The sequence below is a fragment of the Duganella sp. AC237 genome, assembly GCF_979254035.1.
In genome coordinates, this window is the sequence record NZ_CEEDEW010000003.1 from 1 (window position 1) to 26,371 (window position 26,371).

Genomic DNA, 26,371 nt, shown 5'->3' on the forward strand with positions numbered 1-26,371 from the left:
TGTGCCCTGTACTTCGTTCAGTTGTGCCAGCCGGTATTTAACCTTCGGGAACGAACCAAGTTACGTGTTTTCGCATTTATCGTGAAACGCTTTCGCGTTTTTCGTGCGCCGCTTCACACGCTGATCGAACTTCAACTTTAGCCACGGCGACCGCAATGGCGTTGTGACAGCTCAAACGCCCGGCGAGTCGTCCCCGGACAATTTCGCGGCGTGATCCAGCCAGCGCGCGACGACGACCAATTCCTCCTGCGAGAATCCGCTCGTCAATTGACCGTTCAGGCCTTGTAAGACCATACTCGACTGCGTACTCGCGGCTTTTCCGGCAGAGGTCAAACGCAAACGTGTCAGCCGGCCGTCGGCGGCATCGGCGACGCGCTCGATCAAGCCGGCGCCCTGCATGCGCTTGGACAGGTTGGTGACCGCCGCCGGCGCCACCCGCAAGGCTTCGGCGATTTCGCCGACCGAGGCCTCATCCTTCGACGTCAACAGGAACAACAGCCCCACCTGCGCCGACGAAATGCCCTCCCATGAATCGGGGCTGCCTTCGATCCACTTCTGAATCGCGCGCTGGGCGCGGTTCAGCAGGAAGACCAGCCGGGGCGGCTTCGACGGCGCGCTCATTTGGGCACCGCCGCCAGTAGCCAATTCGCCACCTTGCCCCACAGTTCTTGCTCGAACCGTTTCTTGAAGAAACCCATGTGGCCGACCGGCGGCATGCCCGCTACGCGCGGATCGAGGTGCCAGCGCTCCATTTGCGCGTTTTTCAGCGGAGATATCAGCATCTGGACGGCGCGGGCGTTGGCCCATGGGTCGTCTTCAAAGCTGACCACCAACAGGGGGATGCGCAATTGCGCCATGCGCGATTCGGCCGCCATCGCCGGATCGTCGAAGAAGTATCGCGGCAAGGTGGTCCACCGGCGCCATTGCGTCATCGCGGTCCCGGGCAAGTCTTCGCCGAAACCCAGACGCTTGTTAGGCATATACCCTGTGAGGACGACCAATACCGGCGCGAGCAAACGCATGATGAAACGCACCCGTTGCCGCTCCGCCCAGCCCTTGATGGTGTGCGAGGCACCTGCATGAGACGCCACCATCACAGCCGCGCGCAGCGCCCCGCTCGACGGCGACAAGGCGATCGCGTGGCCACCGATGCTGTGGCCGATGGCCAGCAGCGGCAACTGTGGAAACCGCGCCTGTGCCCACGCCGTGACGGCCGGGACGTCGTGATCGATCCAGTCCGACATGCTGACGTCATAACCGCGCAAGGAGGCCGGACGCGAGCGGCCGATGCCGCGATAATCGTAAGTCAGCACGCTCATTCCGAGGTTAGCCAGATAGCGGGCGAAACTTTGGTAGTAGCCCTGCGGCACGCCGGTGGCCGGATGCAGCAGCACCAGTGCGCGTGGATTGTCAGCCGGCCAGTGGGTTCCGGAGATGGTGCCCGCATCAGGCACGTTAATGATGATATTTTCGCTGTCCACGATGGCTGGAGATAGTTAACGTGTTAACGAATATAGCATCCAAGGCATGCTGCCGCAAGCACATGCATCACGCGCAAAAGATGGTGGATCTTTGATACCGCCCTAAAACGACTATACTTCTTGAAGATACAGTCGTTCGATGTTTACCGTCGTCGAAACGCCTATGTTCCAAAGCCGCTGGCCTCTCTATTGGAGCGAGGAGGAGCGGGGGGCTTTCGCATCATTCATCGCAGCTCATCCCAACGCAGGAACGGTGGTGCCAGCTACCGGTGGCGTGCGCAAGGTGCGTTGGAGACGGATGGGATCAGGCAAGTCTGGCGGTGTCAGCGTTATTTATTTCACGCGCTCAGCGGCCGGCGAAATTGTCTTGCTGACGTTGTACGCCAAAGCCGATACCGCAAATCTATCGAGTGCGATACTTAAGGAAATTCGCCGTGTCTACGGATAGAAAATTGCCTCTCAGCGACGAAGAGTTGGAAGTCTTCGAAGCGACTCGTAACTTGGGCGCCGAGCTGCTACAGGCGGGCAAGGAAATGAAGGCGGGTCTGGGACGGGTCGTGTACTCACCGCTGATTGCGGCCCGTGAAAATACCGGTCTCACACGGGAACAATTCTCAGCTTTGTTGGGAATCACCCCAGGTGAGCTCACGGAGCTGGAACAAGAGCGTCAACAACCGGACGGCGCCGTACGCACCCTGATCGCCATCGCCCTCAACCATCCCGAAGCATTGGTCGCCGTAGCGAACCGGACTCAAGAAACACTAGTGCCATAAAAAAGGCAGCCGAGGCTGCCTTTTTTGCTGTGCTGCTGTGCAGCCGATAGTTTGCGTTGCTTAGTGCTTGGCGCGCAGTTTGGCGATCGCGGCCAGTTGGCCGATCGCGGCCGCCAGTTCGGCTTGCGCTTTCGCGTAGTCGATACCGGAGGTGTTGTTCGCCAGCGCTTCCTCGGCACGTTTCTTGGAGGCCGTTGCTTTGGCCTCGTCCAGATCCTTGCCGCGGATCGCGGTGTCGGCCAGCACCGTCACGGCGCCCGGCTGCACTTCCAGCAGGCCGCCGGCGACGAAGACAAATTCTTCCTCAGCTTGACCTGGTACCTGGATGCGGACCGCGCCCGGACGGATGCGGGTGATCAACGGCGTGTGCTTGGGATAGATTCCCAGCTCGCCCTGTTCGCCCGGCAACGCGACGAATTCGGCTTCGCCGGAGTAGATCAACTCCTCGGCGGAAACCACGTCAACGTGAATAGTATTTGCCATGTGTGTCCTGTCGGGTTAGCTGCGGCCCCGCCGGGGCGGGACCGCGCTCAACGATTAGCTCAACGATTAGTTAAGTTTCTTGGCTTTTTCGATTGCTTCTTCGATCGTGCCGACCATGTAGAACGCTTGTTCCGGCAGGTGATCGAGCTCGCCCGAAGCGATCATTTTGAAGCCCTTGATCGTGTCCTTCAGCGAAACGTATTTACCAGGCGCGCCGGTAAACACTTCAGCAACGTGGAACGGCTGCGACAGGAAACGCTGCATCTTACGTGCACGGGCGACCAGCAGTTTGTCTTCCGGCGCCAGTTCGTCCATACCCAGAATCGCGATAATGTCACGCAGTTCCTTGTAGCGCTGCAGGGTGCCCTGCACAGCGCGCGCGGTGTCGTAGTGCTCTTGACCGACGACCAGCGGATCCAGCTGGCGCGAGGTCGAGTCCAGTGGATCGACCGCAGGGTAGATACCCAGCGAAGCGATGTCACGCGACAGAACGACGGTCGAATCCAGGTGACCGAAGGTGGTCGCTGGCGACGGGTCGGTCAAGTCATCCGCTGGAACGTACACGGCCTGGATCGAGGTGATCGAACCGGTCTTGGTCGAGGTGATGCGCTCTTGCAGACGGCCCATCTCTTCGGCCAGGGTAGGCTGGTAACCCACCGCCGATGGCATACGGCCCAGCAGTGCGGATACTTCGGTACCGGCCAGCGTGAAGCGGTAGATGTTGTCGACGAAGAACAGAACGTCCTTGCCTTCGTCACGGAACGCTTCAGCCATGGTCAGGCCGGTCAGCGCGACGCGCAGACGGTTGCCTGGTGGTTCGTTCATCTGACCGTAAACCATCGCCACTTTGGAGTTCTCCGGGTTTTCCAGATCGACCACTTTGGCATCGGCCATCTCGTGGTAGAAGTCGTTACCTTCGCGGGTACGCTCACCCACACCGGCGAACACGGACAGACCCGAGTGCGCTTTAGCGATGTTATTGATCAGTTCCATCATGTTCACGGTCTTGCCGACGCCGGCGCCACCGAACAGGCCAACCTTACCGCCTTTGGCGAACGGGCAGACCAGGTCAATCACCTTGATGCCGGTTTCCAGCAGGTCCTGCGACGGCGACAGTTCGTCGTATGCAGGCGGGGTGCGGTGGATCGAGGCGATCTGGTCGTGGGCGACCGGGCCGCACTCGTCGATCGGGTTGCCCAGCACGTCCATGATGCGACCCAGGGTCGCTTTGCCCACTGGCACCATGATCGGCTTGCCGGTGTTCTGGATCATCATGCCGCGGCGCAGGCCGTCGGACGAACCCAGAGCAATGGTACGGACCACGCCGTCGCCCAGCTGTTGTTGTACTTCCAGGGTCAGCTCGGAGCCTTCCATTTTCAAGGCATCGAATACCTTAGGCATCGCGTTGCGGGGAAACTCAACGTCCACCACAGCGCCGATACACTGAACGATTTTGCCATCAGCCATGTTCGTTCCTTCTATATAGTTTAATTCGTTTAAACCGCAGCCGCACCGGCGACGATTTCGGAGAGTTCTTTGGTAATCGCAGCTTGGCGGGTCTTGTTGTAGATCAGCTTCAATTCGCCGATCACACTGCCGGCGTTGTCGCTTGCCGACTTCATCGCCACCATACGCGCCGATTGCTCGGACGCCAGGTTTTCCGCCACCGACTGGTACACCAGCGCTTCAATATAGCGCTCCAGAAGTTCATCGATCACGCTTGCTGCGTCCGGCTCGTAGATGTAATCCCAGTTGTGATTACCCGCGTCCGCTTGCATCTTAGCGGCTGGCAATGGCAGCAACTGCTCCACCACCGGCTCTTGCTTCATCGTGTTGATAAACTTGGTGTAGCACAGGTAGACTGCGTCGACCTCACCGTTCTGGAATTTCTCGAGCATGACCTTGACCGGTCCGATCAGTTTTTCCAGGTGCGGCGTATCGCCGATCTGCGTTACTTGCGCAACGACAGGAACGCCTACGCGATTCAAAAACCCCAACCCTTTGTTACCGATGGCCACCGCGGCAATTTTATTGCCGGCTGTTTCCAGCTCACGGGTTTTCGACGTCACCATGCGCAAGATGTTGGTGTTCATACCGCCGCACAGACCTTTGTCCGTGGTGACGATGATGAAACCAACCTTCTTGGCCGTGTCCTGTTGCTCTGTTGCCAGGAACGGGTGCGTGTATTCCGGATTGGCGGTGGCCAGATTAGCGGCGATATTGCGAATCTTTTCACTGTAGGGACGGGCGGCGCGCATACGGTCCTGCGCTTTGCGCATTTTCGATGCGGCAACCATTTCCATCGCCTTGGTGATCTTTTTCGTATTTTCTACGCTCTTGATCTTGCCTCGTATCTCTTTGCCTGCTGCCATGAGTCCTTACTCCTTCTGCGCTGAAGGCGGTCTCAGCCTAAGCTGGACCGCCCGTGCCGCTTAAAATGCGCCGGATTTCTTGAAGTCGGCAACCGCGGCCGACAGCGTTGCTTCGCCGTCTTTGTCCAGTTGCTTCGACGATTCAATCTTCGACAGCAGATCAGCTTGCTTAGTCTTCAGGTAGGCGTGCAGACCGGCTTCGAACGACAGCACCTTCTTGACCGGCACGTCATCCAGGTAGCCCTTGTTCACTGCGAACAGCGAAGCGGCCATCAGCGAGATCGACAGTGGCGAGTACTGGGCTTGCTTCAGCAGTTCGGTGACGCGCGCGCCACGGTCCAGCTGTTTGCGGGTCGATTCGTCCAGGTCCGAGGCGAACTGCGCGAACGCGGCCAGCTCACGGTACTGCGCCAAGTCGGTACGGATACCGCCGGACAGGTTTTTGATGACCTTGGTCTGAGCGGCGCCACCGACGCGCGACACCGAAATACCGGCGTTAATCGCAGGACGGATACCCGAGTTGAACAGCGAAGTTTCCAGGAAGATCTGACCGTCGGTGATCGAAATCACGTTGGTTGGAACGAACGCCGAAACGTCGCCAGCTTGGGTTTCGATGATCGGCAGTGCGGTCAACGAACCGGTCTTGCCAGTGACGGCGCCGTTGGTGAAGGCGGACACGTAGTCGGCGTTCACGCGGGCTGCGCGTTCCAGCAGACGCGAGTGGAGGTAGAACACGTCGCCCGGGTACGCTTCGCGGCCTGGTGGGCGGCGCAGCAGCAGGGAGATCTGACGGTAGGCAACGGCTTGCTTCGACAAGTCATCGTAGACGATCAGTGCGTCTTCGCCGCGGTCGCGGAAGTATTCGCCCATCGTGCAGCCCGAGTAGGCCGAGATGTATTGCATCGCTGCCGATTCCGACGCGGTCGCTGCGACCACGATGGTGTACTCGAGCGCGCCGTGCGTTTCCAGCGAGCGAACGATGTTTTTGATGGTCGACGCTTTTTGACCGATGGCGACGTAGATACACGTGACGCCCTGGCCTTTTTGGTTGATGATCGCATCAACGGCCACGGCCGATTTACCGGTTTGACGGTCGCCAATGATCAGCTCGCGCTGGCCACGGCCAATCGGTACCATCGCGTCGATCGATTTCAGACCGGTCTGCATCGGCTGCGAAACGGACTCACGGGCGATAACGCCCGGTGCGATCTTTTCGATCGGCGAAGTCAGCTTGGCTTCGATGGCGCCCTTGCCGTCGATCGGCTGGCCCAGCGCGTTGACCACACGGCCGCGCAGTTCAGGACCGACCGGCACTTCCAGAATGCGGCCGGTGCACTTGACCGTGTCGCCTTCGGAGATGTGCTCGTAAGCACCCAGAATCACGGCGCCAACGGAGTCGCGCTCCAGGTTCATCGCCAGACCGAAGGTGTTACCTGGGAATTCCAGCATTTCGCCCTGCATCACTTCCGACAGGCCGTGGATGCGGACGATACCGTCGGCGACGGAAATAACCGTGCCTTGGTTGCGTACTTCAGCGCCGCCATCAAGGCCTTGGATACGGCTCTTGATCAGCTCGCTGATTTCAGATGGGTTGAGTTGCATACTAACTCCTAAAAGTGTTTCTCTCAGCTTGCGCGAGGGGAAGAATCTGTTCTAAGCGGGTCCGCCGGCTTGCGCCTTAGGCGGCCAGTGCCATACGCATCTGCGACAGCTTGGCGCGGACCGAAGTGTCCAGCACTTCATCGCCAACCACCACGCGCACGCCACCGATCAACGCCGGATCCACGGTCACGACCGGGTTCAGCTTGCGGCTGAATTTCTTTTCCAGTGTCGCGATCAGTTCGGCGACTTGAGCGGCGTTCAGCTCGAAGGCGCTGGTGATCTCGGCGTCCGCGGCGCCTTCCGTGGCGTTTTTCAACGCCTGGAATTGCGCGCCGATTTCCGGCAGCAGACTGATACGGCCGTTGTCGACCAGCATCGCCAGGAAGTTTTTCGCTTCCGGGCTCAAAGGCGACTTCACCAGGGCCGTAATGGCGGCGCTCACGTCGCTTGCCGAGGTCTTCGGGTTGCGGGCGAATGCTTGCACCTCGGGGTGGGCGCCGATCTGGGCCAGTTCGGCCACCAGTTCGGACCACGCCGCGAGGTTGAACGATTCCTTACCTGCTTGGGCTACGCGGAACAAAGCTTCCGCGTAGGGACGGGCGACGGTTGCGTTTTCTGCCATGATTACAGCTCGACAGACAGGCGCGACAACAGATCGGCGTGGGCCGAGGCGTTGACTTCGCGCTTCAAGATTTGCTCGGCGCCCTTCACAGCCAGGTCAGCCACCTGAGCGCGCAGCGTGTCGCGCGCCTTGGCCAGTTGCTGATCGGCATCTGCCTTGGCTTGCGCAATGATGCGGTCCGCTTCGGCTTGTGCATTCGCTTTGATTTCTTCAGCCACCAGTTGCGCGCGCTTTTCGGCGTCGGCAACACGTTGCGAAGCTTCTTCGCGTGCACTGGTCAGTGCTTCGGCGGCGCGCTTTTCAGCGACAACCATCGCAGCCTGGCCCTGGTCGGCCGCGGCCAGACCATCAGCGATACGCTTGGCACGCTCATCCAACGCTGCGTTCAGCGATGGAAATACGAACTTCATCGATACCCAGACCAACACCGCGAAGGTGATCATCTGGCCGATGAGAGACATATTGATGTCCATACCTTTGCTCCTAACTAAAAGTTTCTCCTAGGGTGGAGCGGATTACTGAGCAGCGGAGATAACGGCAGCCAGGAACGGGTTGCTGAAGGTGTACAGCAGGGCAACGCCGACGCCGATCATCGAGATCGCATCCAGCAGACCAGCGATAACGAACAGCTTGGTTTGCAGTTGTGGCATCAGTTCTGGTTGACGGGCCGACGCTTCCAGGAATTTGCCGCCCAGAATTGCGAAACCGAGTGCGGTGCCGATAGCGGCCAGACCGATGATGATTGCTGCGGCCAGAACGGTCATGCTTTGTACTTGTGCGATCAGAGCTTGCATTGAAATTTCTCCTAAGATTTTAAAAAAGACTACAGATACTAAAAAGATTAAAACTAAGTTGCTTAATGTTTCTCAACCGCAAGGCTCAGATACACGACAGTCAACGCCATAAACACAAACGCTTGCAGGGTCACCACCAGGATGTGGAAGATAACCCAAGGACCACCCAGCAGCCACTGCGCCCACCATGGCAGCAGAGCGATCAGAATGAACAGCAGCTCGCCGGCGTACATATTGCCGAAGAGTCGCAGCGACAGCGACAGTGGCTTGGCCAGCAACTCGATCATCTGGAAGATGAAGTTGACCGGCGCCAGCACGATGGCCATGAAGCCATGCGCGTGGAACGGGGCGGTCAGCAACTCTTTACCCCAGCCGCCGAGACCCTTGGCTTTGATCGAGAAACCAATAATGCACAGCATGACGCCGAACGACATGCCGAAAGTGTGGTTGACGTCGGCGGTAGGCACGACGCGCAGGTAGTGGACGCCAGCGTAGCCAAGCAGCTTGGGCAGCAGGTCGACCGGCAGGAAGTCCATGGCGTTCATCAGCCAAACCCAGCAGAAAATGGTGATCGCCAGCGGGGCGATGACCTTGCTCTTGGCGTGGAAGGCCGAATTGACCACTTCGTTGACCAGCTCCATGACGGCTTCGACGAAGTTTTGCAGCTTGCCCGGTACGCCGGCACTCGCTTTACGCGACGCCATGTAAAACACGCCCAGGAAAATCAGTCCCAGAATGGCCGAAACCCAGAACGTGTCCAGGTTGTACATGCCATCGGCACTTTTCAGGTGGGTCAGGTGATGCTGGATATACTCGATTGAGGTCGGCGCAGCTTGTGTATGCGCCCCTGCAGCGTTTTCTGTGGTCATAAAAGTTTAGATTTTGGTGATTAAATTGCTAGCAGTGAGAACCAGTATGCCAAGGTTGCCACCGCGAAACCCAAGATCAGCCATAACCAAGAGGCCGACTGAAACAGCGCCAGTGCCACAATAAACAGCACTACCGTGATAAATATCTTCGTTACTTCAGCCCATACATGCGACCGGAAAACTTTTTTGGGGTCATTTGTTCCGCCCGCAACAATCATCGCGTACATCAGACTCCCGATGACTGCGATTGCTCCGCCATAGGCGGCCGACCAAGCTTTGAGTACTCCACCCCAGTTCCAGGCGAGCAAGGCGAATCCAGTGACGATAGCCAACTGGAGGGCGACGACTTTAAACATCGGCTTGGAATGACTCGTTGATTTACTCACTGCCGAGCTCCAAAAAAAGCCGATAAAACCCAAAGACGCGTGATTATATGTGTCTTTACTGTATCACGTCAAACATTGCTGCACCGCAGCAGAGCATTTTGTGCGCGAATGAGACGCTTTTATAAACATTTCCAAACGCTTTGCACCACTTTGGAACCAGTTGGATGTTTGGCGTTTTGTTGAGTTCGCGGCAAAAATCCTGGGCGCGGGCGGCGCTTGGCGGATTACGCTTCGCTAATCCGCCCTACGTGGTTCCGCGTTGAATCGTCGTCAGGCGCGCAATCTCGCTAGCACGCCGTCCAAAATGTCAAGGTCGGCAAAATCGATGATCATCTGCCCGCGTCCCTTGGTCCCCATCTTGAACACCACCGGCGTGGCCAGCTTGTCCGACAGCTCTTCCTCCAGCCGGACGATGTCGCCGGACTTTTCCTTCTGCCGCGCCTCAGTTGGAGACGCCTTCTGTTCTTCCAAGGTCTTGGTCACTAATTTTTCGGTCTCGCGCACCGACAGCCGTTTGGCGATGACCATGTTGGCAAGATTGATCTGCGTGGCCGCGTCGACCGCCAGCAGCGCGCGGGCGTGGCCCATGTCGATATCGCCGGCCATCAGCATGGTTTGCACCGCCGACGCCAGATTCATCAGGCGCAACAGGTTCGACACCGCGCTGCGCGAACGGCCGACGGCGCTGGCCGCCTGCTCGTGCGTGAAACTGAAGTCGGTGATCAGGCGATGGATGCCCTGCGCCTCTTCCAGCGGATTCAAATCCTCGCGCTGCATGTTCTCGATCAGCGCCATCGCGGCGGCGGCCTGATCGTCCACGTCGCGCACCAAAACGGGGAGCACGTCCAGGCCGGCGATTTGCGCGGCGCGGAAACGGCGTTCGCCGGCGATGATCTCGTAGGTGATCTCGCCGGTCAGTTTATTGGTACCGACCGGGCGCACCAGGATCGGCTGCATGATGCCCTGGCTCTTGATCGACGCGGCCAGCTCCTGCAGGCCGCCCTCGTCCATGCGGGTACGCGGTTGATACTTACCGGCCTGCATCTGCGTGACGTTCAGTTGGGACGGGGTGTTGGCGTCCGCCGTGGTCAGATCGCCGTCGCCGCCGAGCAGCGCTTCGAGGCCGCGACCGAGGCCCTTGAGTTTTTTGGTTGCCATGATGTGGGAATCTCTACGTTACATTTTTTTAATGCGCGCGACCATCTCGGCGCCAAAGGCGATATACGCCTGCGCACCCTTGGAGGATGGATCGAACGTGACGCCAGGCAGGCCATACGACGGCGCTTCGGCCAGACGCACGTTGCGCGGGATGATGGTTTTGAAGACCTTGTCGCCGAAGTGCTGCTCGAGCTGCGCCGATACCTGCTGCGATAGCGTCATGCGCGGATCGAACATCACGCGCAGCAGGCCGATGATCTTCAGATCGGGATTCAGGTTGGCGTGCACCTTCTTGATGGTGTTGACCAGGTCGGACAAGCCTTCCAGCGCGTAGTACTCGCACTGCATCGGGATGATGACGCCGTGCGCGGCGCACAGGCCGTTCAGGGTCAGCATCGACAACGCCGGCGGGCAGTCGATCAGGATGAAGTCGTACTCCTTGTCGACGGCGGCCAGCGCGTCCTTCAGGCGGCGCTCGCGGTTGTCGAGCGAGACCATCTCCACTTCCGCGCCGGCCAGCTCACGGTTGGACGGCAGCACGTCGAACTTGCCCGGCTCCGAGCGCTGGCGCGCGGTGGCGACGTCGGACTCGCCCAGCATGACCTCATAGGTCGACGCGGGCAGGCCCGCCTTGTTGATGCCCGCGCCCATCGTGGCGTTGCCCTGCGGGTCCAGGTCCACCAGCAGCACGCGCTGGTTCAGTTTTGCCAGGCCGGCGGCCAGGTTGACCGTCGTTGTTGTTTTGCCAACTCCGCCTTTTTGATTCGCTACGCAGAAAATTTTTGCCATGTAGTTCTTATCGATCTCTTTTTGGTTTCGGACGCCGAGGTCTCGTTTTAAAATTATTTGTTTATACTATTTATACCGTATAAACGATTTATACTATTTATACGGTATAAACGATTTATACGATATAAACCGTTTATAGAGTTTCTGCCTCGATGAATACAAGATGGCGTTCCGCCTCTAGTCCAGGCACCGTCAAAGGCTCCAGTTTCTGTACTTTCCATGGCTCCGGAAGCCGCTCCCGTTCGTCCTCTGGAGCGGTGCCTTTCAGGGCGATGAATCGTCCGCCCTCTTCCAGCAAATGGCCCGACCAGTTGACGAAGTCCGACAGGTCCGCAAAGGCTCGAGAGGTGATGACATCGAACTTGGTCTTCACTTCCAGCTGCTCGACGCGCTTGGTGTACACCGTCACGTTGGACAGGCCCAGCTCCGCCTTCACCTGGTTTAAAAACGCGGTCTTTTTGTGCACCGTGTCGATCATCGATACCTTCATGTCCGGGCGGCTGATGGCCAGCACCATGCCCGGCAAGCCACCGCCCGCGCCCACGTCCAGCACGTTTTTAGCGCCCGCGAAAGCCGGTACTGCGGCCAGCGAATCGAGCAAATGCAAGGTCACCATCTGCATCGGATCGCGCACCGACGTCAGGTTGTAGACCGAATTCCACTTGTTCAGCAGCGCCAGATAGTCCAGCAGCTTCTCCACTTGATCGTCCGTCAGGTCCAGCTTCAGATCCTTGATGCCTTGTTTTAAAACATCCGCGACAACTACACGGTCAAACACCTTCATTGAACTGCCTCGTCTTTCTGCGCATTTTTGTCATTCAGGTAGCCGCCAAAACCGGCCTTTTTCAGGTGCACCAGCAGCAGCGAGATTGCCGCAGGCGTCACGCCGGAGATGCGCGACGCCTGGCCCAGGGTCTCGGGACGCTGCGCGTGCAGCTTCTGGCGCACTTCCACCGACAGCGCGGTGATGTCCAGATAGCTGAAACCTTCCGGCAATTTCAGGTTTTCGTAGTGCTCGTGGCGCTCCACTTCCTTGGTCTGGCGGTCGATATAGCCCGAATATTTGAGCTGGATTTCGACCTGTTCGCGCACCGCTTCGTCGCTCACGCCGGGTCCGGCGAGATCCTTGCCGTCGATGCCGGACAGGCTCATCAGCTTCTCGTACTCGACGCCCGGACGGCGCAGCAGGTCCGCCAGCGAGTACTCGCGCTCGATCGCCTGGCCGATAACGCGCTCCGATTCGGCCGCTTCCAGGATGCGTGGATTCACCCACGTGGAACGCAGACGCTCAAGTTCCAGCGCCACCGCTTCGCGTTTTTTCTCGAACGCTTCCCACTGCGCGTCGCCGACACAGCCCAGTTTGCGGCCGATTTCGGTCAGGCGCATGTCGGCGTTGTCCTCGCGCAGACTCAGGCGATACTCGGCGCGGCTGGTGAACATGCGGTACGGTTCCAGCACGCCTTGCGTGACCAGATCGTCGACCAGCACGCCCAGATACGCCTCTGAACGGGCCGGTGTCCAAGCTTCTTTGCCTTGGGTTTGCAGCGCCGCGTTAAGGCCGGCGAGCATGCCCTGCGCCGCCGCTTCCTCGTAACCGGTGGTGCCGTTGATCTGGCCGGCGAAGTACAGGCCGATGACGGCCTTGGTTTCCAGCGAGGCCTTGAGGCCGCGCGGGTCGAAATAATCGTATTCGATGGCGTAGCCGGGACGCAGGATGTGGGCGTTTTCCATGCCCTTCATCGACCGTACCAGCTCGATCTGGACGTCGAACGGCAGGCTGGTCGAGATGCCGTTTGGATAGAATTCGTTGGTCGTCAGACCTTCCGGTTCCAGGAAAATCTGGTGCGATTCCTTGGCCGAAAAGCGGTGGATCTTGTCTTCAATCGACGGGCAATAGCGCGGGCCGACGCCTTCGATCACGCCGGTGTACATCGGGCTGCGGTCCAAACCGGCACGAATGATGTCGTGGGTTTTGTTGTTGGTGTGCGTAACCCAGCACGGCATTTGCGCCGGGTGCATGGCGGCGTTGCCCATCACCGAGAACACCGGCACCGGATCGAGGTCGCCCGGCTGTTCGGTCATCAGCGAAAAGTCGATGCTGCGGCCGTCGATGCGGGGCGGCGTGCCGGTCTTTAAACGGCCCTGTGGCAGCTTTAATTCCTTCAGGCGGGCAGACAGCGAGATCGCCGGCGGATCGCCTGCACGGCCCGCTGAGTAGTTCTGGAGGCCCACATGAATCTTCCCGTCGAGGAAGGTTCCGGCGGTCAGCACGACCGCCGGCGCCAGGAACTTCAGGCCGATCTGGGTGACGGCGCCGACGACGCGGTCGCCCTCCACCATCAGGTCGTCGACGGCCTGCTGGAACAGCCACAGGTTGGGTTGGTTTTCCAGACGCGAACGGATCGCCGCCTTGTACAAAATACGGTCGGCCTGGGCGCGCGTGGCGCGTACCGCGGGGCCTTTGGACGAGTTCAGGATACGGAACTGGATGCCCGATTCATCGGTGGCGATCGCCATCGCGCCGCCCATGGCATCGACCTCTTTGACCAGATGGCCTTTGCCGATACCGCCGATGGAAGGGTTGCACGACATCTGGCCCAGGGTCTCGATATTGTGCGTCAAGAGCAAAGTCTTCTGCCCCATGCGGGCGGAAGCAAGGGCCGCCTCGGTACCGGCGTGACCACCGCCGACGACGATGACGTCGAAATTAGTTGGAAATAACATGATGGAATTGGGTAAAAGCGAAGGGATTAAGCATCGATTATAAAGTCTTTTGGTGGCTGCGACTTTTTTAGGCAAAATATTTTAGTGGTGTCGGCGTTATTGTTCCACGTGAAACAATGGAAAAAGGACGCCGAAGCGCCCCTTTTTGGTTCCACGTGAAACAATCTACCAACGAATCCAGGCGTCGTATCCAGTCTTTACGATCAATATGGACACTACAACCAGGAACAATTTGCGTACAAAGCCACTGCCATGTTTCATCGCCAGTGCCGTGCCGATGATCGAGCCGGCGATCTGGCAGACAGCCATCATTGCGCCAAGTTGCCAGATCAGGTGGCCGCTGTAGCCGAACCAGACCAGCGCCGACAGGTTGCAGGCAACGTTGACAACCTTGGCTACGGCCGAAGCGCCCAAGAAGTCGAAGCCGAATATCCGCACGAACAGGAACACCAGGAAGCTGCCCGTGCCGGGCCCGAAGAAGCCGTCGTAGAAGCCAATGCCCGAGCCGATCAGCAGCGCCAGCGTCTGCTCCTTTCGACCGGTGTGAAGCGGGGCGTGTACGCTGCCGAAGTCCTTTTTGGCGAAGGTGTAGATGGCCACAGCGACCAGCACAATCGGCAGGACAGTCCGGAAAAAGTCGGGCGAAACCTTGGTGACGGTGTAGGCGCCGAAGAAAGAGAAGATCAACGCGGCGAAAGCGGCCGGGGCGGCGACCGTCCAGGCGATGGCGACACGGCGCGCGTAGCTGACCGCCGCGACGCTGGTGCCGGCAATGCTGGCCAGCTTGTTGGTACCGATGATCGTGGCCGGCGCCATGTTGGGAAATATCGAAAACATCGCCGGCAGCTGTATCAGTCCCCCGCCCCCAACCACCGCATCCACCAAACCGGCGCTGAACGCCGCCACACCCAACACTGCATACTCGACCATGACCCGCTACCCCGACTGGCAAAAGCCATATTGTACGGAAGAAATTAGCAGGGCACCTGACGCTCCCCGTCCGCCTTCCTGTAAGCTTTCACGTGAAATCCACGACATCACGGACCACAACCATGAACGATTTCCCAGCATTCACCTTCAGCACCGTCGCCCACATCGTCTCCGAACTGGGCGCCGCAAACAGACTGGGCGAGCACATCGCCCAACGCTTCCCGAACGTCCGACGCGCCCTGCTCGTCACGGATCCCGGCTTCCTCAAGACGGGATTGGTCGACGCACCGGCAGCCAGCATGCGAACCGCCGGCATCGACGTCAGCATCTACTCCAACGTCGTGGCCGATCCGCCGGAGCAGATCGTGCTGGAAGCGGTGGCCGCAGCACGCCAACACCGTAGCGACATCGTCATCGGCCTGGGAGGTGGCAGCTCGATGGACGTCGCCAAACTGATCGCCGTACTGGCCGGCGGCGAGCAGCAGATCGGCGCCATCTACGGAATCGGCAACGTCAAGGGCAATCGGCTGCCGCTGGTACAAATCCCCACCACCGCAGGCACCGGCTCCGAGGTCACCAACATCGCCATCGTCACGACCGGCGCCACCACCAAGATGGGCGTGGTCGCGCCACAGCTGTACGCGGACATGGCGTTGCTGGACGCCGAGCTGACCCTCGGCTTGCCGCCGCAGGTCACAGCGGCGACAGGCATCGACGCCATGGTCCACGCGATCGAGGCCTACACCAGCCGCCATAAAAAGAATCCGCTGTCCGACATCCTGGCGCGCAAGGCGCTGGGTCTGCTGTCGGCCAACCTGATCCCCGCGTGCGAGAACGGCCGCAACCTGGCCGCGCGTCAGGCCATGCTGCTCGGCGCGATGCTGGCGGGACAGGCCTTCTCCAATGCCCCGGTGGCGGCGGTGCATGCCCTCGCCTACCCGATCGGCGGAACGTTCCACGTGCCACATGGCTTGTCGAATTCGCTGGTGCTGCCGCACGTGCTGCGCTTTAACCTGCCGGCAGCGGCGGCTCTGTATGCGGAGCTGGCGGAGATCGTCGTGCCGGAAGCAAGTGGCAGCATCGAGGCGCGCGCGGGAGCCTTGGTTGTTGCGATGCAACAAATAGCGACCATCACGGGTATAGAGCGGACCTTGCAGCAGGTCGGCATAAAAGAAACGGATCTGGATCAACTGGCGGATGACGCCATGCTCCAGACCCGTCTTCTGGGGAACAACCCCCGCACCGTCACGCGCGACGACGCGAGGGCGATTTACGCGGCAGCGTTGTGAACGCCGCCGCTTTCAACATCAACCTTACTGCGGGACATCCACCGTCGTGCCGCTCACGTTGATCAGGTTGCCCGGCGCGGGCGCTTGCACGAAGGGCGGCACATTGGCCACGGTCATCGGCGTCGACGCGTCCGGCCGCGTCACCGTGCGCACCACCTGCGACGGCGGCAAAGGTACGTTCGGGTTGCGCAGGTGCGCCATCATCGCATCCAGCGCGCGGAACAGGTAGATGTGCAACGGCACGATGTTCTGCGGGAAGACGCTGGTGAAGGTGTCGAAGTGGTTGGCGTTCAACACCTCGATGTAGCGCAGTTTGCTGGCGGGCCCCTCGGCCAGCGCGTTCAAGCCCAGGTACGCGCGAGAGTTGAAGTTCACCACCATCAGCGTGTCGCTACGGCCGGCCGCGATGATCGCCGGCTTGCCATGCAGATTGCCGGTCGCCAGTACCTCGGCCGCGCCTGAGCGCACCCGCGCGCTCTGCTCGGCCAAGGTGCCGGTCAGCGCGTTGCCGTTGACCGGATCGATGCCCGTCGCCAAGGCGCGCAGGCACAGGAAACCGTCAAGCGACTGGTCGGCTAGATTGGTGCTGGGCGAGACGCCGACGTTGTACGCCTTCGGTCCGCCCACCGACGCCTCGTAGATCGGTGTGCCGATGATGCCGTTCTGCGTGGCGAAGCTGGCGGCGCGCTGCGCCGGCGTGAACGGCACCGGCGAGCCGGTCGCATCGGTCGGGGCAAACGTAAATCCGCACAGCTGGTCGGTCACCGAGAAGCGGCCGTAGGCATTGGCGTAGGTCACGGCGACCAACACCGTGGTCAGCGCGTGCGAAGCCTGCAACACGTCGGAATCCGGCAGCCATCCGTATGCCCTCAACCGCGCGCGTGCATCCTCTTGCTGCGCAGCGAGATCCGCTCCGGTCAGCAAGCCCTTGGCCACCAGCGCCGTGCAGCGGCCGGGCGCCGCCGCCGTGGACGCGATGCACGGCTGGTACAGCGCGGCGTAGGTGGAGTAATCGATCAGCCACTTGCCCTGCCCCGCCACCGGCACGCCGTTCTGGCGGATCGAGTACCCGGTCGCGGTGCGCGGCTGGATTTGCGGCTCGTTGGCGGCCACGCCGTCGATCAGGCCCTTCGTATCCTGCTCGGCCGCCAGCAAGGCCGAGGCGGCCCCATTTGAGATGCTGGAACCGATGGTGATGGTATTGGTCGGCGTGAAGCGCACCACGTGGTGGGTGTTGTCCCGCGCGTAGCGGCCATACTGCTCGTTCAGCATATAGAACGCGAATTCGACCGCCTGCAACGTGTGGTTGCCCCAATCCTTTTCCGGATTCTGTTGCGAGTGGGCGTGCTTGAAGGCGATGCGGCCGGGCTTGGAAGCGGCAAAGGCGGCGCGGTCCGCGTCACTCAATATCGGCGTGAAGTTGGAGTTCCTGGCGGCTGCCGTGCGCGGCGCCCGCGCGCCGTTCTGCAGGTTTACGCTGTCGTCGTCGAAGGTGTAGAGGCCGGTGCCGGAACCCTTGTCGCTATAGGCGACCGCGCACTTGTTCTTCAGGCCCCACTCGCCGGACGTGCCGATGGCGCCGTAGACGCCGCGCGAGCCGCTCGACGCGCCCGTGATGATGCAGGGATTGTTGGCGTCGAAGCTGGCCGGAATTTGCACCATCAGCGTGACATTCTTGCTGCCGGTGCCGTCGTCCGCGTAGGCGATGAACTCGCTGCCGGCGATCTTGCCCTCGCCCGTCGTCGGGTTGCCGCTGACGTCGACATTTGGGCCGTACAGCCGGCCATAGCCGGCGGCCGAGCTGATGTCCTGGATGGCCCTGTAATTGGCGTAGATGGCATTGCGGCGCAATTCCGCCGGGGTGGGGTTCAAGGGGTCGGCGTAGGCTGGCAGCGCGCCGGCAAGACCGGTCGCCCCCAGGCCGGCGGTCAGCAAATCGTCGCTGACGCCGTCGTAGGTTTTGGCGGTGATGGTGCCGAGAAAACTCGGACGTTCGTTGATGATTTCGGGCTCATCGTGGTGATGGCCACAAGCGGTCAGTGCGATGCCAGCCAGCGCCAGCGTGATTTTCTTCGTATGCATGTCATCCTCTTCTTCCAGTAAGACTCAAAGCAACAGACGTACTACCCCCAATCCAGCCCAAGGCCGGATAAAAAAATTTACTCTCGATTTGAAAAGGACGCCGGGCAGAACGCCCGGCGTCTGTGCTAGATCATGCAGGCTTCTTATTGCCGAGCTTGGCGACGATTTCGCCGATGATTCCGCGGCGGAATAACAACACGCAAACGATGAAGATCAAGCCGATCACCATGGTGACGGCTTCGCCGATGGTGTTGAACCATTCGATGCCGGTGACCCGGGTCAGGTAGATGCCCCAGTCGCCCAGTTTGTTCTCCAGCATGATAATGATCACCGCGCCGAGGATCGGACCGGCCAGGGTGCCCATGCCGCCCACCAGGGTCATCAGGATCACCAGGCCCGACATGGTCCAGTGGACGTCGGTCAGGGTCTCGAAGCCCTGCACCAGCACCTTGGTGGAGCCCGCCAAGCCCGCCAGCGCGGCCGACAGCACGAAGGCCAGCAGCTTGTACTTGTCGACGTCGTAGCCCAGCGAGACGGCGCGCGGTTCGTTCTCCTTGATCGCCTTGAGCACCTGGCCGAACGGCGAGTGGACGATGCGTACGATCAGCGCGAACGCCAGCACCGCGATGGCCAGCACGAAGAAGTACAGCGCGGTGTCGTTGGACAGGTCGATCACGCCGAGCAGCTTTCCACGTGGAACACCTTGCAGGCCGTCCTCGCCGCCGGTGAACTCGCCGGCGCTAAGGGCGCCGAAGAACACCATCTGCGCCAGCGCCAGGGTGATCATCGAGAAGTAGATGCCCTGGCGGCGGATCGCCAGCCCGCCCATCACCAAGCCCAGCAAGGCGGCGCCGACGACGCCGGCCAGGATGCCGAGCTCGGTCGGCAAACCCCAGACCTTGAGCGCGTTGCCGGCCACATAGCCGGCGCCGCCGAAGAAGGCCGCATGGCCGAACGACAGCAGGCCGGTGAAGCCGATCAGCAGGTTGAACGCGCAGGCGAACAGCACAAAGCACAGCAGCTTGGCGAGGAACACCGGGTAGCCGACAAACGGCGCCGCCAGGGCGATCGCCAATGCGATCGTATAACCAATTTTCTTGTCCATCGTCCCCTCCTATTTTTCTTTACCGAACAAACCAGCGGGACGGATCAGCAGCACGACGACCATCACGAGGAACACCACCGTCGATGAAAACGGCGCGTACACAACCTTGGTCAAGCCCTCGATCACGCCCAGGCCCAGGCCGGTGAGGATCGAACCCATGATGGACCCCATGCCCCCGATCACCACAACGGCGAATACGACGATAATCAGGTTCTGACCCATCAGGGGCTGCACCTGGATGATCGGGGCCGCCAGCACCCCTGCAAAGCCCGCCAAAGCGACGCCGAAGCCGTAGGTGAGCGTGACCATCAGCGGCACGTTGATGCCGAACGCCTCCACCAGCTTCGGATTCTCGGTGCCGGCGCGCAAATAGGCGCCAAGTTTGGTCTTTTCGATGACGTACCAGGTGGCCAGGCAGACCACCACCGAGGCGACCACCACCCAGGCGCGGTAGTTCGGCATCACCATAAAGCCGAGGTCGGTGGCGCCGGCGAGCGCGTCGGGCACCTGGAACGGCTGGCCCGAAACGCCGTAGAAGGAGCGGAACACGCCTTCCACCAGCAAGGTGATGCCGAAGGTCAGCAGCAAGCCATACAGATGGTCGAGCTTGTACAGATGGCGTAGCATGGTTTTTTCGATAACGATGCCGAACACGCCGATGATCAGCGGCGCCAGCAGCAGCATGGTCCAGTAGTTCAGACCGAAATAAGTCATCCCCATCCAAGCCACGAACGCGCCCATCATGTACAGGGCGCCGTGGGAAAAGTTAATCACGTTGAGAAGGCCAAAGATGACGGCCAGGCCGAGTGACAGCATCGCGTAGAACGAGCCGTTCACCAGCCCCAGCAGAAGCTGGCTCATCCATACGCTCAAGGGATAGCCGAAAATTTCCATGAGATCACAGTCTAAAGAGCACCTGGCCGGACGGCGAGGCGGAATAAGAGGACAAAGACAAGAACAAGGACAAACACAAGGAACGGACCGGCGCCTCGCCACGCGGAGTGGCGCTGCGCCGGCCATGTGCACAACTCAGCTTATTTCCACAGGCTGCATTTGGTTTCGGCCTTGGTGGCGTACGCCTGGTCGCCCGGAATGGTGGCCACGACCTTGTAGTAATCCCAAGGATATTTCGATTCCGAAGGCTTCTTCACTTCCATCAGGTACATGTCGTGGACCATCCGGCCGTCCGGACGGATCACGCCGTTTTTGGTGAACATGTCGTTGATCTTGTTGGCCTTCAGATGGGCCATGACCTTGTCGGCGTCGTCGGTACCCACGGCCTTGACCGCTTTCAGGTAGTTGGCCGCGGCCGAGTAGTCGGCCGCCTGCAGCATCGACGGCGACTTCTTCATCTTGGCGAAGTAGCGCTTCGACCAATCGCGCGTTTCCTGGTTCTGGTCCCAGTACCAGCCGTCGGTCAGGTACATGCCCTGCGTCAGGTTCAGGCCCAGCGAGTGGATGTCGTTAATGAAGATCAGCAAGCCGGCCAGTTTCATCTTCTTGGTGATGCCGAACTCGTTGGCGGCCTTGATCGAGTTGATCGCGTCGCCGCCGGCGTTGGCCAGGCCGAGGATCTGCGCGCCCGACGACTGCGCCTGCAGCAGGAAGGACGAGAAGTCCGACGCCGACAATGGATGTTTGACCGAACCCATCACCTTGCCGCCGGCGGCCTTGACCACATCGGCCGTGTCCTTCTCCAGCGACTGGCCGAACGCATAGTCGGCGGTCATGAAGTACCAGCTCTTGCCGCCCTGCTTGACGATGGCCCCGCCGGTGCCGCGCGCCAGCGCGATGGTGTCGTAGGCGTAGTGCACGGTGTACGGCGTGCACTCCTCGTTGGTCAGGCGGGCCGAGCCGGCGCCGATCGAGATGAAGACCTTTTTCTTTTCCGCGGCGACCTTGGCCATGGCCAGGTTGGCGCCGGAGTTGGTGCCGCCGATCAGCATGTCGACGCCCTGCTGGTCGAACCATTCGCGCGCCTTGGAGGCGGCGATGTCGGCCTTGTTCTGGTGGTCGGCGGAGATGAACTCCACCTTCTTGCCGGCGATGACGACGCCGGCGTCCGCGATCGCCATTTTGATCGCCTCGGCGCCGCCGGCGCCGTCGATATCCGTGTACAGGCCCGACATGTCGGTGATCATGCCGATCTTGATGGTGTCGCCGGACACTTGCGCTTGCGCGGCGAAGGACAGCCCCAGCGCGCAGATGGCGGTGGCGGCAATGGTGATAGCTTTGAGTTTCATTTTGTCTCCGTTCGAATAGTCGTGATTTAGATTTGTATGGTCACAGAACGATGAAGTAAATATCTACACGCCAAGCAGCTCGGTCAGCACCGGCATCTTGTCGCTCAGTTCCGATGAAACAAAGGTCTCGACGATCTGCCCGTGTTCCATCACATAAAACCGGTCCGCCAGCGGCGCGGCGAACCGGAAATTCTGTTCCACCATGACGATGGTGTAGCCCTTCGATTTCAGGGTGGTGATCATGCGCGCCAGGCCTTGCACGATGACGGGCGCCAGGCCCTCCGAAATTTCATCGAGCAGCAAAAGGCGCGCGCCGGTGCGCAGGATGCGCGCCACCGCCAGCATCTGCTGCTCGCCTCCCGACAGGCGGGTTCCCTGGCTGTGCTTGCGCTCTTCCAGGTTGGGAAACATCGTGTAGATTTCCTTGATCGACATCCCCTTTTCGCCGGTCGACAACTGCGGCGGCAGCAGCAGGTTTTCCTCGGTCGACAGCGAGACGAAAATGCCACGCTCCTCCGGGCAATAGCCGACGCCGAGGTGGGCGATTTTGTGCGTCGGCAAACCGATCGCCTCGACGCCGTTGATCTTGATCGAGCCTTTGCGCGCGCCGGTTAATCCCATGACGGCGCGCAAGGTGGTGGTGCGGCCGGCGCCGTTGCGGCCCAGCAGTGTGACCACTTCGCCGGGCTGCACCGTCAGGTTGACGTCGTGCAGAATGTGCGATTCGCCGTACCAGGTTTGCAGGTTGGAGATTTGCAGGGCGGCCGTCATCAATGGGCTCCTTCCAGCTCGGCGGCTTCGGTGCCCATGTACGCTTCCATCACTTGCGCGTTGCGCGAGACCTCGGCGTAGGTGCCCTCGGCCAGCATGGCGCCGCGCTGCAACACGGAGATCTTGTCGCAGATGCCGGACACGACTTTCATATTGTGTTCGACCATCAAAATGGTGCGGCCGGCCGACACTTTTTTGATGAGGTCGGTTACGCGGTGCACGTCCTCGTGGCCCATGCCCTGCGTCGGTTCATCGAGCAGCATCAACTCCGGCTCCATCGCCAACGTGGTGGCGATCTCCAAAGCGCGCTTGCGCCCGTAAGGCATATCGACGGTGACGGTGTCGGCGAACTCGGTCAGATCGACCTCGGCCAGCAGCTGCATCGCACGATCGTTGAGCTTGTTTAACGCGCGTTCGCTTTGCCAGAAATGGAAGCTGGTCCCCAGCTGGCGCTGCAATCCGATGCGGACATTCTGCAGCACCGTCAGGTGCGGAAACACCGCCGAAATCTGAAACGAACGAATCACACCCATGCGGGCGATCTGGGCCGGCTTCGCTGAGGTGATGTCTTTTTCGTTGAACAGAATCTGGCCCGAAGTCGGCACCAGAAATTTGGTAAGCAAATTAAAACATGTGGTTTTACCGGCGCCGTTGGGGCCGATCAGCGCGTGGATATGACCGCGCTGGACTTTCAAATTGACGTCGTTGACCGCAGTAAAACCTCTGAACTGCTTGGTCAAGTTCTTCGTTTCCAAGATAACACCGGACATCCTGTCTCCCTTGCTTTTATGGTTCAAGGTACAAATTTTTTTTAGATCATACAGAGTAAAAAATTAGCTAACAATACAGTATAACTACTACTTACTTTTGATCTAACGCTAACTAGCGGTCTCATCATTTCCAGGCTGAACGGATCATTTCTGAAGCTTTTTCGGCGATCATGATGGTGGGAGAATTAGTATTTCCGGATGTGATAAAGGGCATGATGGATGCGTCCACGACGCGCAGACCGGCGACGCCGATGACGCGCAATTCGCTATCGACGACAGCGGTGGGATCGTCGGCGCGGCCCATCTTGCAGGTGCCGACCGGATGGAAGATGGTGGTGCCGATATGGCCTGCCGCCTCCGCGAGTTCTTCCTCGGTGCGGTAGTGGATGCCGGGCTTGTATTCCTCGGGCGCGAACTTGTTCAGCGCGGGCGACGCGACGATCTGGCGCGTCAACGTCAGCGCCGCCGCCGCCACCTTGCGGTCCTCGGCGGTGCTCAAATACATCGGCGAAATCTTGGGAGGGGCGTAAGAATCGGCGCCGGCGATATGCACGTGGCCGCGCGATGTCGGACGCAAGTTGCACACGCTGGCGGTGAACGCGGGGAAGGCGTGCAAAGGGTCGCCGAATTTTTCCAGCGACAAAGGCTGCACATGGTACTGAAGATTGGGAGTCGGCTGATTGGCATCGGAGCGCGCGAACGCGCCCAGCTGCGACGGCGCCATCGACATCGGCCCACTCTGGAACATCGCGTACTCCAGGCCGATTTTCATTTTGCCGAACCAGTTGGAGGCCATCGTGTTCAAGGTGCGGGCGCCGCCGCCGAGCTTGTAGATCATGCGCAGTTGCAGATGGTCCTGCAGGTTTTCTCCGACGCCGGGCAGATCGGCCAGCGGCGCGATACCGTGATCAAGCAGCTTCGCGGCCGAGCCGATTCCGGAGCACTGCAAAATCTGCGGCGAACCAACGGCGCCAGCGGCCAGAATGGTTTCTTTCGCGGCCGCCGCTTGATATTTGGCGCCGCCGCCGGTGAAAATCACGCCTTTGCACACGGGTCCCTGGTCGGTCATTTCGATCTGCAAGCGTTCAACGTGGCAGCCGGTCATGACGGTCAGATTCGGGCGGCCGGACACCGGCTTCAGAAAAGCCTTCGCCGTGTTCCAGCGGATGCCGCGTTTTTGATTGACGTCGAAATAGCCGCAGCCGGCGTTGTCGCCGCGATTGAAATCGTCGACCTTGGCGATGCCGGTTTGTTCGGCCGCGTCGCGGAATGCGTCCAGTATCTGCCAGGACAGGCGCTGCTTTTCCACGCGCCACGGACCGCCGGCGCCGTGGTCTTCGGACGCGCCACCGTGATAATCCTCGCTCTTTTTAAATAGCGGCAACACCGCGTCCCAGCGCCAGCTGGTGTCGCCGGTCAGATCGGCCCAGCGGTCGTAGTCTTGCGCCTGGCCGCGCATGTAAATCATGCCGTTGATGGAGGAACTTCCACCGAGTACTTTGCCGCGCGGGTAAAGCAGGCTGCGTCCGTTGAGGCCGGCGTCGGCCTCGGTGCGGAACATCCAGTCGGTACGGGGATTGTCGATGCAATGCAGATAGCCAACCGGGATGTGTATCCACACATAATCGTCCCTGCCGCCGGCCTCGATCAGCAGGACATCGACGTTTCTATCCGCGCTTAAACGGTTTGCCAAAACGCAGCCAGCCGAGCCTGCCCCAATGATGATGTAATCGTAGTCGCCTGCTGATTCCAAAAACTGCTCCTCCAAGGATGACTCGGTATGCCGGGGCGTTTTACGCTCTCTCGGCGGTCCCTTAGTCTACGCTGCGTTCATCTCCGATAGCAATGTTTCAACAAGCTTGGCGGCAGGCATCGGCCTGGCGCGGGCGACACCGGTGCCGCACCACAGCGACATCAATTCAGTATCGCCGCGCTTGGCCGCTTCCGCGCGGATCGGCGAGGTTAGCGCGTTTTGTACGGGATATGCAGGCAATTGGACTTCCACGGGCTCCAGCTCACGCATCAGGCGGTTCACCAGTCCGCGCGCGTACCGGCCGGAAAAAGTGCGCGTCAGGCGCGTCGGATGGTCGCCTGCGGTCAACAAGCGTTGTTTGTAGTGTGGATTAATTGCCGATTCGTCGGTTACCAGGAACGCGGTGCCCATCTGTACCGCCTGCGCGCCCGCGTCCAGCGCCCGCTTGATGTCGGCGCCGTCCATGATGCCGCCGGCGGCGATGACCGGAATATCCACCGCTGCCACTATTTTCGGCAGCAGCTCGAACGTTTTCAATGTCGCGTCTTCCTGCGCGCCGATGAAGGTGCCGCGATGGCCGCCCGACTCGGTGCCGGAAGCGATCACCGCATCGGCGCCCCTGCTCTGCCATTCGATGGCTTCCTGGGCATGGGTGATTGTGCCGATCACGAGAATGCCTGCGTCGTGCAAACGCTGGATTTGGTGAGCGCTCAAGATGCCGAAAGTGAAGCTGGCGACAGCCGGGCGCAATTCGATCAGCGCCTCAAACTGGGCCGCGAAGTCTTCGCACCACTTGCTCGGCGTGGGTAACTCGGTCCAACCCAGCGAAGACCAAAGTGGTTTCAGCCATTCTATGGCCTGGGCGATCTCGGCGGGGTCAGGCTGTGGAGTCTCCAGGACAAAGAAGTTGAGGCAAAAGGGCTTGTTCGTCAACGCACGAGTTTGCGCGGTTTGTTCGCGGATCGCGGCTGGAGAAAGTAAGGAGCACGCCATCGAACCGAGTGCGCCGGCATTGGAGACAGCGGCAACTTGGGCCGGGGTGTTGGGACCGCCAGCGGTCGGCCCCTGAACAATTGGATGGGGGAAGACGGATGTCAGATTCATCATATTTCTCACTTAAAGGCCCACTTACCCCTGTGGATAAGTCTATGGATATCCACAGGCACGATATGTGAGTAAACAAAAAATTTCTGAGGAGCTGTTTTCTTATCCCAAAACAGTTCTTTTGTCATACACGGCTTACGAGCCTGCTTATGAAGTTCGTAAACGCCTGATTCTAATCCAAAATGAGGACTTATCCACAGAAAAGTGTCTACGTTAACAACTACTACTATTTTTATATATACATCTTTAGAGTAAACCATAGTTCACGCGG

The 26,371-nt window shown here is 60.0% G+C and carries 27 protein-coding genes; 3 read left to right on the forward strand and 24 right to left on the reverse strand.

All coding sequences use genetic code 11. The annotated features are described in order from the left end of the window. Window positions 1-171 precede the first annotated feature (171 nt). Both AC0IYS_RS00360 and AC0IYS_RS00365 read right to left on the reverse strand, forming a co-directional pair. Complete coding sequence (locus tag AC0IYS_RS00360) at window positions 172-621, reverse strand: MarR family winged helix-turn-helix transcriptional regulator (protein ID WP_471703329.1); 450 nt, start codon at window positions 619-621, stop codon at window positions 172-174. Then, entirely contained in the window at window positions 618-1,481 is an 864-nt protein-coding gene (locus AC0IYS_RS00365) for an alpha/beta hydrolase family protein (protein ID WP_471703330.1), read from the reverse strand. The genes AC0IYS_RS00360 and AC0IYS_RS00365 overlap by 4 nt, the downstream gene beginning before the upstream one ends. Window positions 1,482-1,620: 139 nt before the next feature. On the opposite strand from AC0IYS_RS00365, the gene AC0IYS_RS00370 reads away from it, so the two are divergent. Both AC0IYS_RS00370 and AC0IYS_RS00375 read left to right on the forward strand, forming a co-directional pair. Further along, entirely contained in the window at window positions 1,621-1,929 is a 309-nt protein-coding gene (locus tag AC0IYS_RS00370; RefSeq protein WP_471703331.1) for a transcriptional regulator, read from the forward strand. Further along, on the forward strand, window positions 1,916-2,254 hold the full coding sequence (locus tag AC0IYS_RS00375; RefSeq protein ID WP_471703332.1) for a helix-turn-helix domain-containing protein: 339 nt from the start codon (window positions 1,916-1,918) through the stop codon (window positions 2,252-2,254). The genes AC0IYS_RS00370 and AC0IYS_RS00375 overlap by 14 nt, the downstream gene beginning before the upstream one ends. Before the next feature lie 60 nt (window positions 2,255-2,314). On the opposite strand, the gene AC0IYS_RS00380 is transcribed toward AC0IYS_RS00375, so the two are convergent. From AC0IYS_RS00380 to AC0IYS_RS00445, 14 genes are all read right to left on the reverse strand, one after another. Then, entirely contained in the window at window positions 2,315-2,737 is a 423-nt protein-coding gene (locus AC0IYS_RS00380; protein ID WP_463453491.1) for a F0F1 ATP synthase subunit epsilon, read from the reverse strand. A gap of 66 nt (window positions 2,738-2,803) precedes the next feature. Continuing rightward, complete coding sequence (gene atpD, locus AC0IYS_RS00385; RefSeq protein ID WP_090324137.1) at window positions 2,804-4,204, reverse strand: F0F1 ATP synthase subunit beta; 1,401 nt, start codon at window positions 4,202-4,204, stop codon at window positions 2,804-2,806. A gap of 29 nt (window positions 4,205-4,233) precedes the next feature. Continuing rightward, entirely contained in the window at window positions 4,234-5,109 is an 876-nt protein-coding gene (atpG, locus tag AC0IYS_RS00390) for a F0F1 ATP synthase subunit gamma (protein WP_463453490.1), read from the reverse strand. Between the two features lie 60 nt (window positions 5,110-5,169). Further along, window positions 5,170-6,711, reverse strand: coding sequence for a F0F1 ATP synthase subunit alpha (atpA, locus tag AC0IYS_RS00395; RefSeq protein WP_463453489.1), 1,542 nt, complete (start codon window positions 6,709-6,711; stop codon window positions 5,170-5,172). A 76-nt stretch (window positions 6,712-6,787) separates the two neighbouring features. Continuing rightward, on the reverse strand, window positions 6,788-7,333 hold the full coding sequence (locus AC0IYS_RS00400; RefSeq protein ID WP_471703333.1) for a F0F1 ATP synthase subunit delta: 546 nt from the start codon (window positions 7,331-7,333) through the stop codon (window positions 6,788-6,790). Window positions 7,334-7,335: 2 nt separating this feature from the next. Continuing rightward, window positions 7,336-7,806, reverse strand: coding sequence for a F0F1 ATP synthase subunit B (locus AC0IYS_RS00405; RefSeq protein ID WP_090324147.1), 471 nt, complete (start codon window positions 7,804-7,806; stop codon window positions 7,336-7,338). A gap of 42 nt (window positions 7,807-7,848) precedes the next feature. Further along, window positions 7,849-8,127 (reverse strand): F0F1 ATP synthase subunit C, encoded by a 279-nt coding sequence (gene atpE / locus AC0IYS_RS00410; RefSeq protein ID WP_463453487.1) that lies wholly within the window; start codon window positions 8,125-8,127, stop codon window positions 7,849-7,851. Between the two features lie 62 nt (window positions 8,128-8,189). Beyond that, window positions 8,190-8,996, reverse strand: a complete 807-nt coding sequence (gene atpB, locus AC0IYS_RS00415; RefSeq protein WP_471703334.1) for a F0F1 ATP synthase subunit A — start codon at window positions 8,994-8,996, stop codon at window positions 8,190-8,192. 20 nt (window positions 8,997-9,016) lie between these two features. Next, the gene (locus tag AC0IYS_RS00420) at window positions 9,017-9,382 is read right to left on the reverse strand and encodes an ATP synthase subunit I (RefSeq protein ID WP_471703335.1); all 366 of its coding nucleotides are present in this window, start codon (window positions 9,380-9,382) and stop codon (window positions 9,017-9,019) included. Between the two features lie 270 nt (window positions 9,383-9,652). Beyond that, the gene (locus AC0IYS_RS00425; RefSeq protein WP_471703336.1) at window positions 9,653-10,540 is read right to left on the reverse strand and encodes a ParB/RepB/Spo0J family partition protein; all 888 of its coding nucleotides are present in this window, start codon (window positions 10,538-10,540) and stop codon (window positions 9,653-9,655) included. A gap of 18 nt (window positions 10,541-10,558) precedes the next feature. Further along, window positions 10,559-11,329 carry a ParA family protein gene (locus tag AC0IYS_RS00430; protein ID WP_090324157.1) on the reverse strand — a complete coding sequence of 257 codons (771 nt, stop codon included), beginning with the start codon at window positions 11,327-11,329 and terminating at the stop codon, window positions 10,559-10,561. A 133-nt stretch (window positions 11,330-11,462) separates the two neighbouring features. Next, entirely contained in the window at window positions 11,463-12,113 is a 651-nt protein-coding gene (gene rsmG, locus AC0IYS_RS00435) for a 16S rRNA (guanine(527)-N(7))-methyltransferase RsmG (protein WP_471703337.1), read from the reverse strand. Beyond that, entirely contained in the window at window positions 12,110-14,053 is a 1,944-nt protein-coding gene (gene mnmG / locus AC0IYS_RS00440; protein ID WP_471703338.1) for a tRNA uridine-5-carboxymethylaminomethyl(34) synthesis enzyme MnmG, read from the reverse strand. The genes rsmG and mnmG overlap by 4 nt, the downstream gene beginning before the upstream one ends. 165 nt (window positions 14,054-14,218) lie before the next feature. Beyond that, window positions 14,219-14,983 carry a TSUP family transporter gene (locus tag AC0IYS_RS00445; RefSeq protein WP_471703339.1) on the reverse strand — a complete coding sequence of 255 codons (765 nt, stop codon included), beginning with the start codon at window positions 14,981-14,983 and terminating at the stop codon, window positions 14,219-14,221. A gap of 122 nt (window positions 14,984-15,105) precedes the next feature. On the opposite strand from AC0IYS_RS00445, the gene AC0IYS_RS00450 reads away from it, so the two are divergent. Continuing rightward, window positions 15,106-16,272 carry an iron-containing alcohol dehydrogenase gene (locus AC0IYS_RS00450; RefSeq protein ID WP_471703340.1) on the forward strand — a complete coding sequence of 389 codons (1,167 nt, stop codon included), beginning with the start codon at window positions 15,106-15,108 and terminating at the stop codon, window positions 16,270-16,272. A gap of 24 nt (window positions 16,273-16,296) precedes the next feature. Here AC0IYS_RS00450 and AC0IYS_RS00455 read toward each other — a convergent pair whose 3' ends face one another. The 8 genes from AC0IYS_RS00455 to AC0IYS_RS00490 all read right to left on the reverse strand — a co-directional run bounded on the left by AC0IYS_RS00455 (window position 16,297) and on the right by AC0IYS_RS00490 (window position 26,100). Then, a complete protein-coding gene (locus AC0IYS_RS00455; RefSeq protein ID WP_471703341.1) occupies window positions 16,297-18,354 on the reverse strand; it encodes a 3-hydroxybutyrate oligomer hydrolase family protein in 2,058 nt (685 codons plus the stop codon). A gap of 130 nt (window positions 18,355-18,484) precedes the next feature. Continuing rightward, window positions 18,485-19,459 carry a branched-chain amino acid ABC transporter permease gene (locus AC0IYS_RS00460; RefSeq protein WP_471703342.1) on the reverse strand — a complete coding sequence of 325 codons (975 nt, stop codon included), beginning with the start codon at window positions 19,457-19,459 and terminating at the stop codon, window positions 18,485-18,487. A gap of 9 nt (window positions 19,460-19,468) precedes the next feature. Further along, window positions 19,469-20,353 (reverse strand): branched-chain amino acid ABC transporter permease, encoded by an 885-nt coding sequence (locus AC0IYS_RS00465; RefSeq protein WP_471703343.1) that lies wholly within the window; start codon window positions 20,351-20,353, stop codon window positions 19,469-19,471. Between the two features lie 140 nt (window positions 20,354-20,493). After that, entirely contained in the window at window positions 20,494-21,702 is a 1,209-nt protein-coding gene (locus AC0IYS_RS00470) for an ABC transporter substrate-binding protein (protein WP_471703344.1), read from the reverse strand. Window positions 21,703-21,765: 63 nt separating this feature from the next. After that, entirely contained in the window at window positions 21,766-22,473 is a 708-nt protein-coding gene (locus AC0IYS_RS00475; RefSeq protein WP_471703345.1) for an ABC transporter ATP-binding protein, read from the reverse strand. Next, a complete protein-coding gene (locus tag AC0IYS_RS00480) occupies window positions 22,473-23,243 on the reverse strand; it encodes an ABC transporter ATP-binding protein (RefSeq protein ID WP_471703346.1) in 771 nt (256 codons plus the stop codon). The genes AC0IYS_RS00475 and AC0IYS_RS00480 overlap by 1 nt, the downstream gene beginning before the upstream one ends. A 124-nt stretch (window positions 23,244-23,367) precedes the next feature. After that, window positions 23,368-24,996: a GMC family oxidoreductase gene (locus AC0IYS_RS00485; RefSeq protein ID WP_471703347.1), complete on the reverse strand. Its 1,629-nt coding sequence runs from the start codon at window positions 24,994-24,996 to the stop codon at window positions 23,368-23,370. A gap of 66 nt (window positions 24,997-25,062) precedes the next feature. Next, window positions 25,063-26,100, reverse strand: coding sequence for an NAD(P)H-dependent flavin oxidoreductase (locus AC0IYS_RS00490; RefSeq protein ID WP_471708768.1), 1,038 nt, complete (start codon window positions 26,098-26,100; stop codon window positions 25,063-25,065). Between the last annotated feature and the right edge of the window lie 271 nt (window positions 26,101-26,371).

Excerpts from the sequence above, each read along its gene's own strand:
- AC0IYS_RS00360 (WP_471703329.1), bottom strand. The coding sequence starts at position 621 with ATGAGCGCGCCGTCGAAGCCGCCCCGGCTGGTCTTCCTGCTGAACCGC.
- AC0IYS_RS00370 (WP_471703331.1), top strand. The coding sequence starts at position 1,621 with ATGTTTACCGTCGTCGAAACGCCTATGTTCCAAAGCCGCTGGCCTCTC.
- AC0IYS_RS00380 (WP_463453491.1), bottom strand. The coding sequence starts at position 2,737 with ATGGCAAATACTATTCACGTTGACGTGGTTTCCGCCGAGGAGTTGATC.
- atpD (WP_090324137.1), bottom strand. The coding sequence starts at position 4,204 with ATGGCTGATGGCAAAATCGTTCAGTGTATCGGCGCTGTGGTGGACGTT.
- atpG (WP_463453490.1), bottom strand. The coding sequence starts at position 5,109 with ATGGCAGCAGGCAAAGAGATACGAGGCAAGATCAAGAGCGTAGAAAAT.
- atpA (WP_463453489.1), bottom strand. The coding sequence starts at position 6,711 with ATGCAACTCAACCCATCTGAAATCAGCGAGCTGATCAAGAGCCGTATC.
- AC0IYS_RS00400 (WP_471703333.1), bottom strand. The coding sequence starts at position 7,333 with ATGGCAGAAAACGCAACCGTCGCCCGTCCCTACGCGGAAGCTTTGTTC.
- AC0IYS_RS00405 (WP_090324147.1), bottom strand. The coding sequence starts at position 7,806 with ATGGACATCAATATGTCTCTCATCGGCCAGATGATCACCTTCGCGGTG.
- atpE (WP_463453487.1), bottom strand. The coding sequence starts at position 8,127 with ATGCAAGCTCTGATCGCACAAGTACAAAGCATGACCGTTCTGGCCGCA.
- atpB (WP_471703334.1), bottom strand. The coding sequence starts at position 8,996 with ATGACCACAGAAAACGCTGCAGGGGCGCATACACAAGCTGCGCCGACC.
- AC0IYS_RS00425 (WP_471703336.1), bottom strand. The coding sequence starts at position 10,540 with ATGGCAACCAAAAAACTCAAGGGCCTCGGTCGCGGCCTCGAAGCGCTG.
- AC0IYS_RS00430 (WP_090324157.1), bottom strand. The coding sequence starts at position 11,329 with ATGGCAAAAATTTTCTGCGTAGCGAATCAAAAAGGCGGAGTTGGCAAA.
- rsmG (WP_471703337.1), bottom strand. The coding sequence starts at position 12,113 with ATGAAGGTGTTTGACCGTGTAGTTGTCGCGGATGTTTTAAAACAAGGC.
- mnmG (WP_471703338.1), bottom strand. The coding sequence starts at position 14,053 with ATGTTATTTCCAACTAATTTCGACGTCATCGTCGTCGGCGGTGGTCAC.
- AC0IYS_RS00445 (WP_471703339.1), bottom strand. The coding sequence starts at position 14,983 with ATGGTCGAGTATGCAGTGTTGGGTGTGGCGGCGTTCAGCGCCGGTTTG.
- AC0IYS_RS00450 (WP_471703340.1), top strand. The coding sequence starts at position 15,106 with ATGAACGATTTCCCAGCATTCACCTTCAGCACCGTCGCCCACATCGTC.
- AC0IYS_RS00455 (WP_471703341.1), bottom strand. The coding sequence starts at position 18,354 with ATGCATACGAAGAAAATCACGCTGGCGCTGGCTGGCATCGCACTGACC.
- AC0IYS_RS00460 (WP_471703342.1), bottom strand. The coding sequence starts at position 19,459 with ATGGACAAGAAAATTGGTTATACGATCGCATTGGCGATCGCCCTGGCG.
- AC0IYS_RS00465 (WP_471703343.1), bottom strand. The coding sequence starts at position 20,353 with ATGGAAATTTTCGGCTATCCCTTGAGCGTATGGATGAGCCAGCTTCTG.
- AC0IYS_RS00470 (WP_471703344.1), bottom strand. The coding sequence starts at position 21,702 with ATGAAACTCAAAGCTATCACCATTGCCGCCACCGCCATCTGCGCGCTG.
- AC0IYS_RS00475 (WP_471703345.1), bottom strand. The coding sequence starts at position 22,473 with ATGACGGCCGCCCTGCAAATCTCCAACCTGCAAACCTGGTACGGCGAA.
- AC0IYS_RS00480 (WP_471703346.1), bottom strand. The coding sequence starts at position 23,243 with ATGTCCGGTGTTATCTTGGAAACGAAGAACTTGACCAAGCAGTTCAGA.
- AC0IYS_RS00490 (WP_471708768.1), bottom strand. The coding sequence starts at position 26,100 with ATGAATCTGACATCCGTCTTCCCCCATCCAATTGTTCAGGGGCCGACC.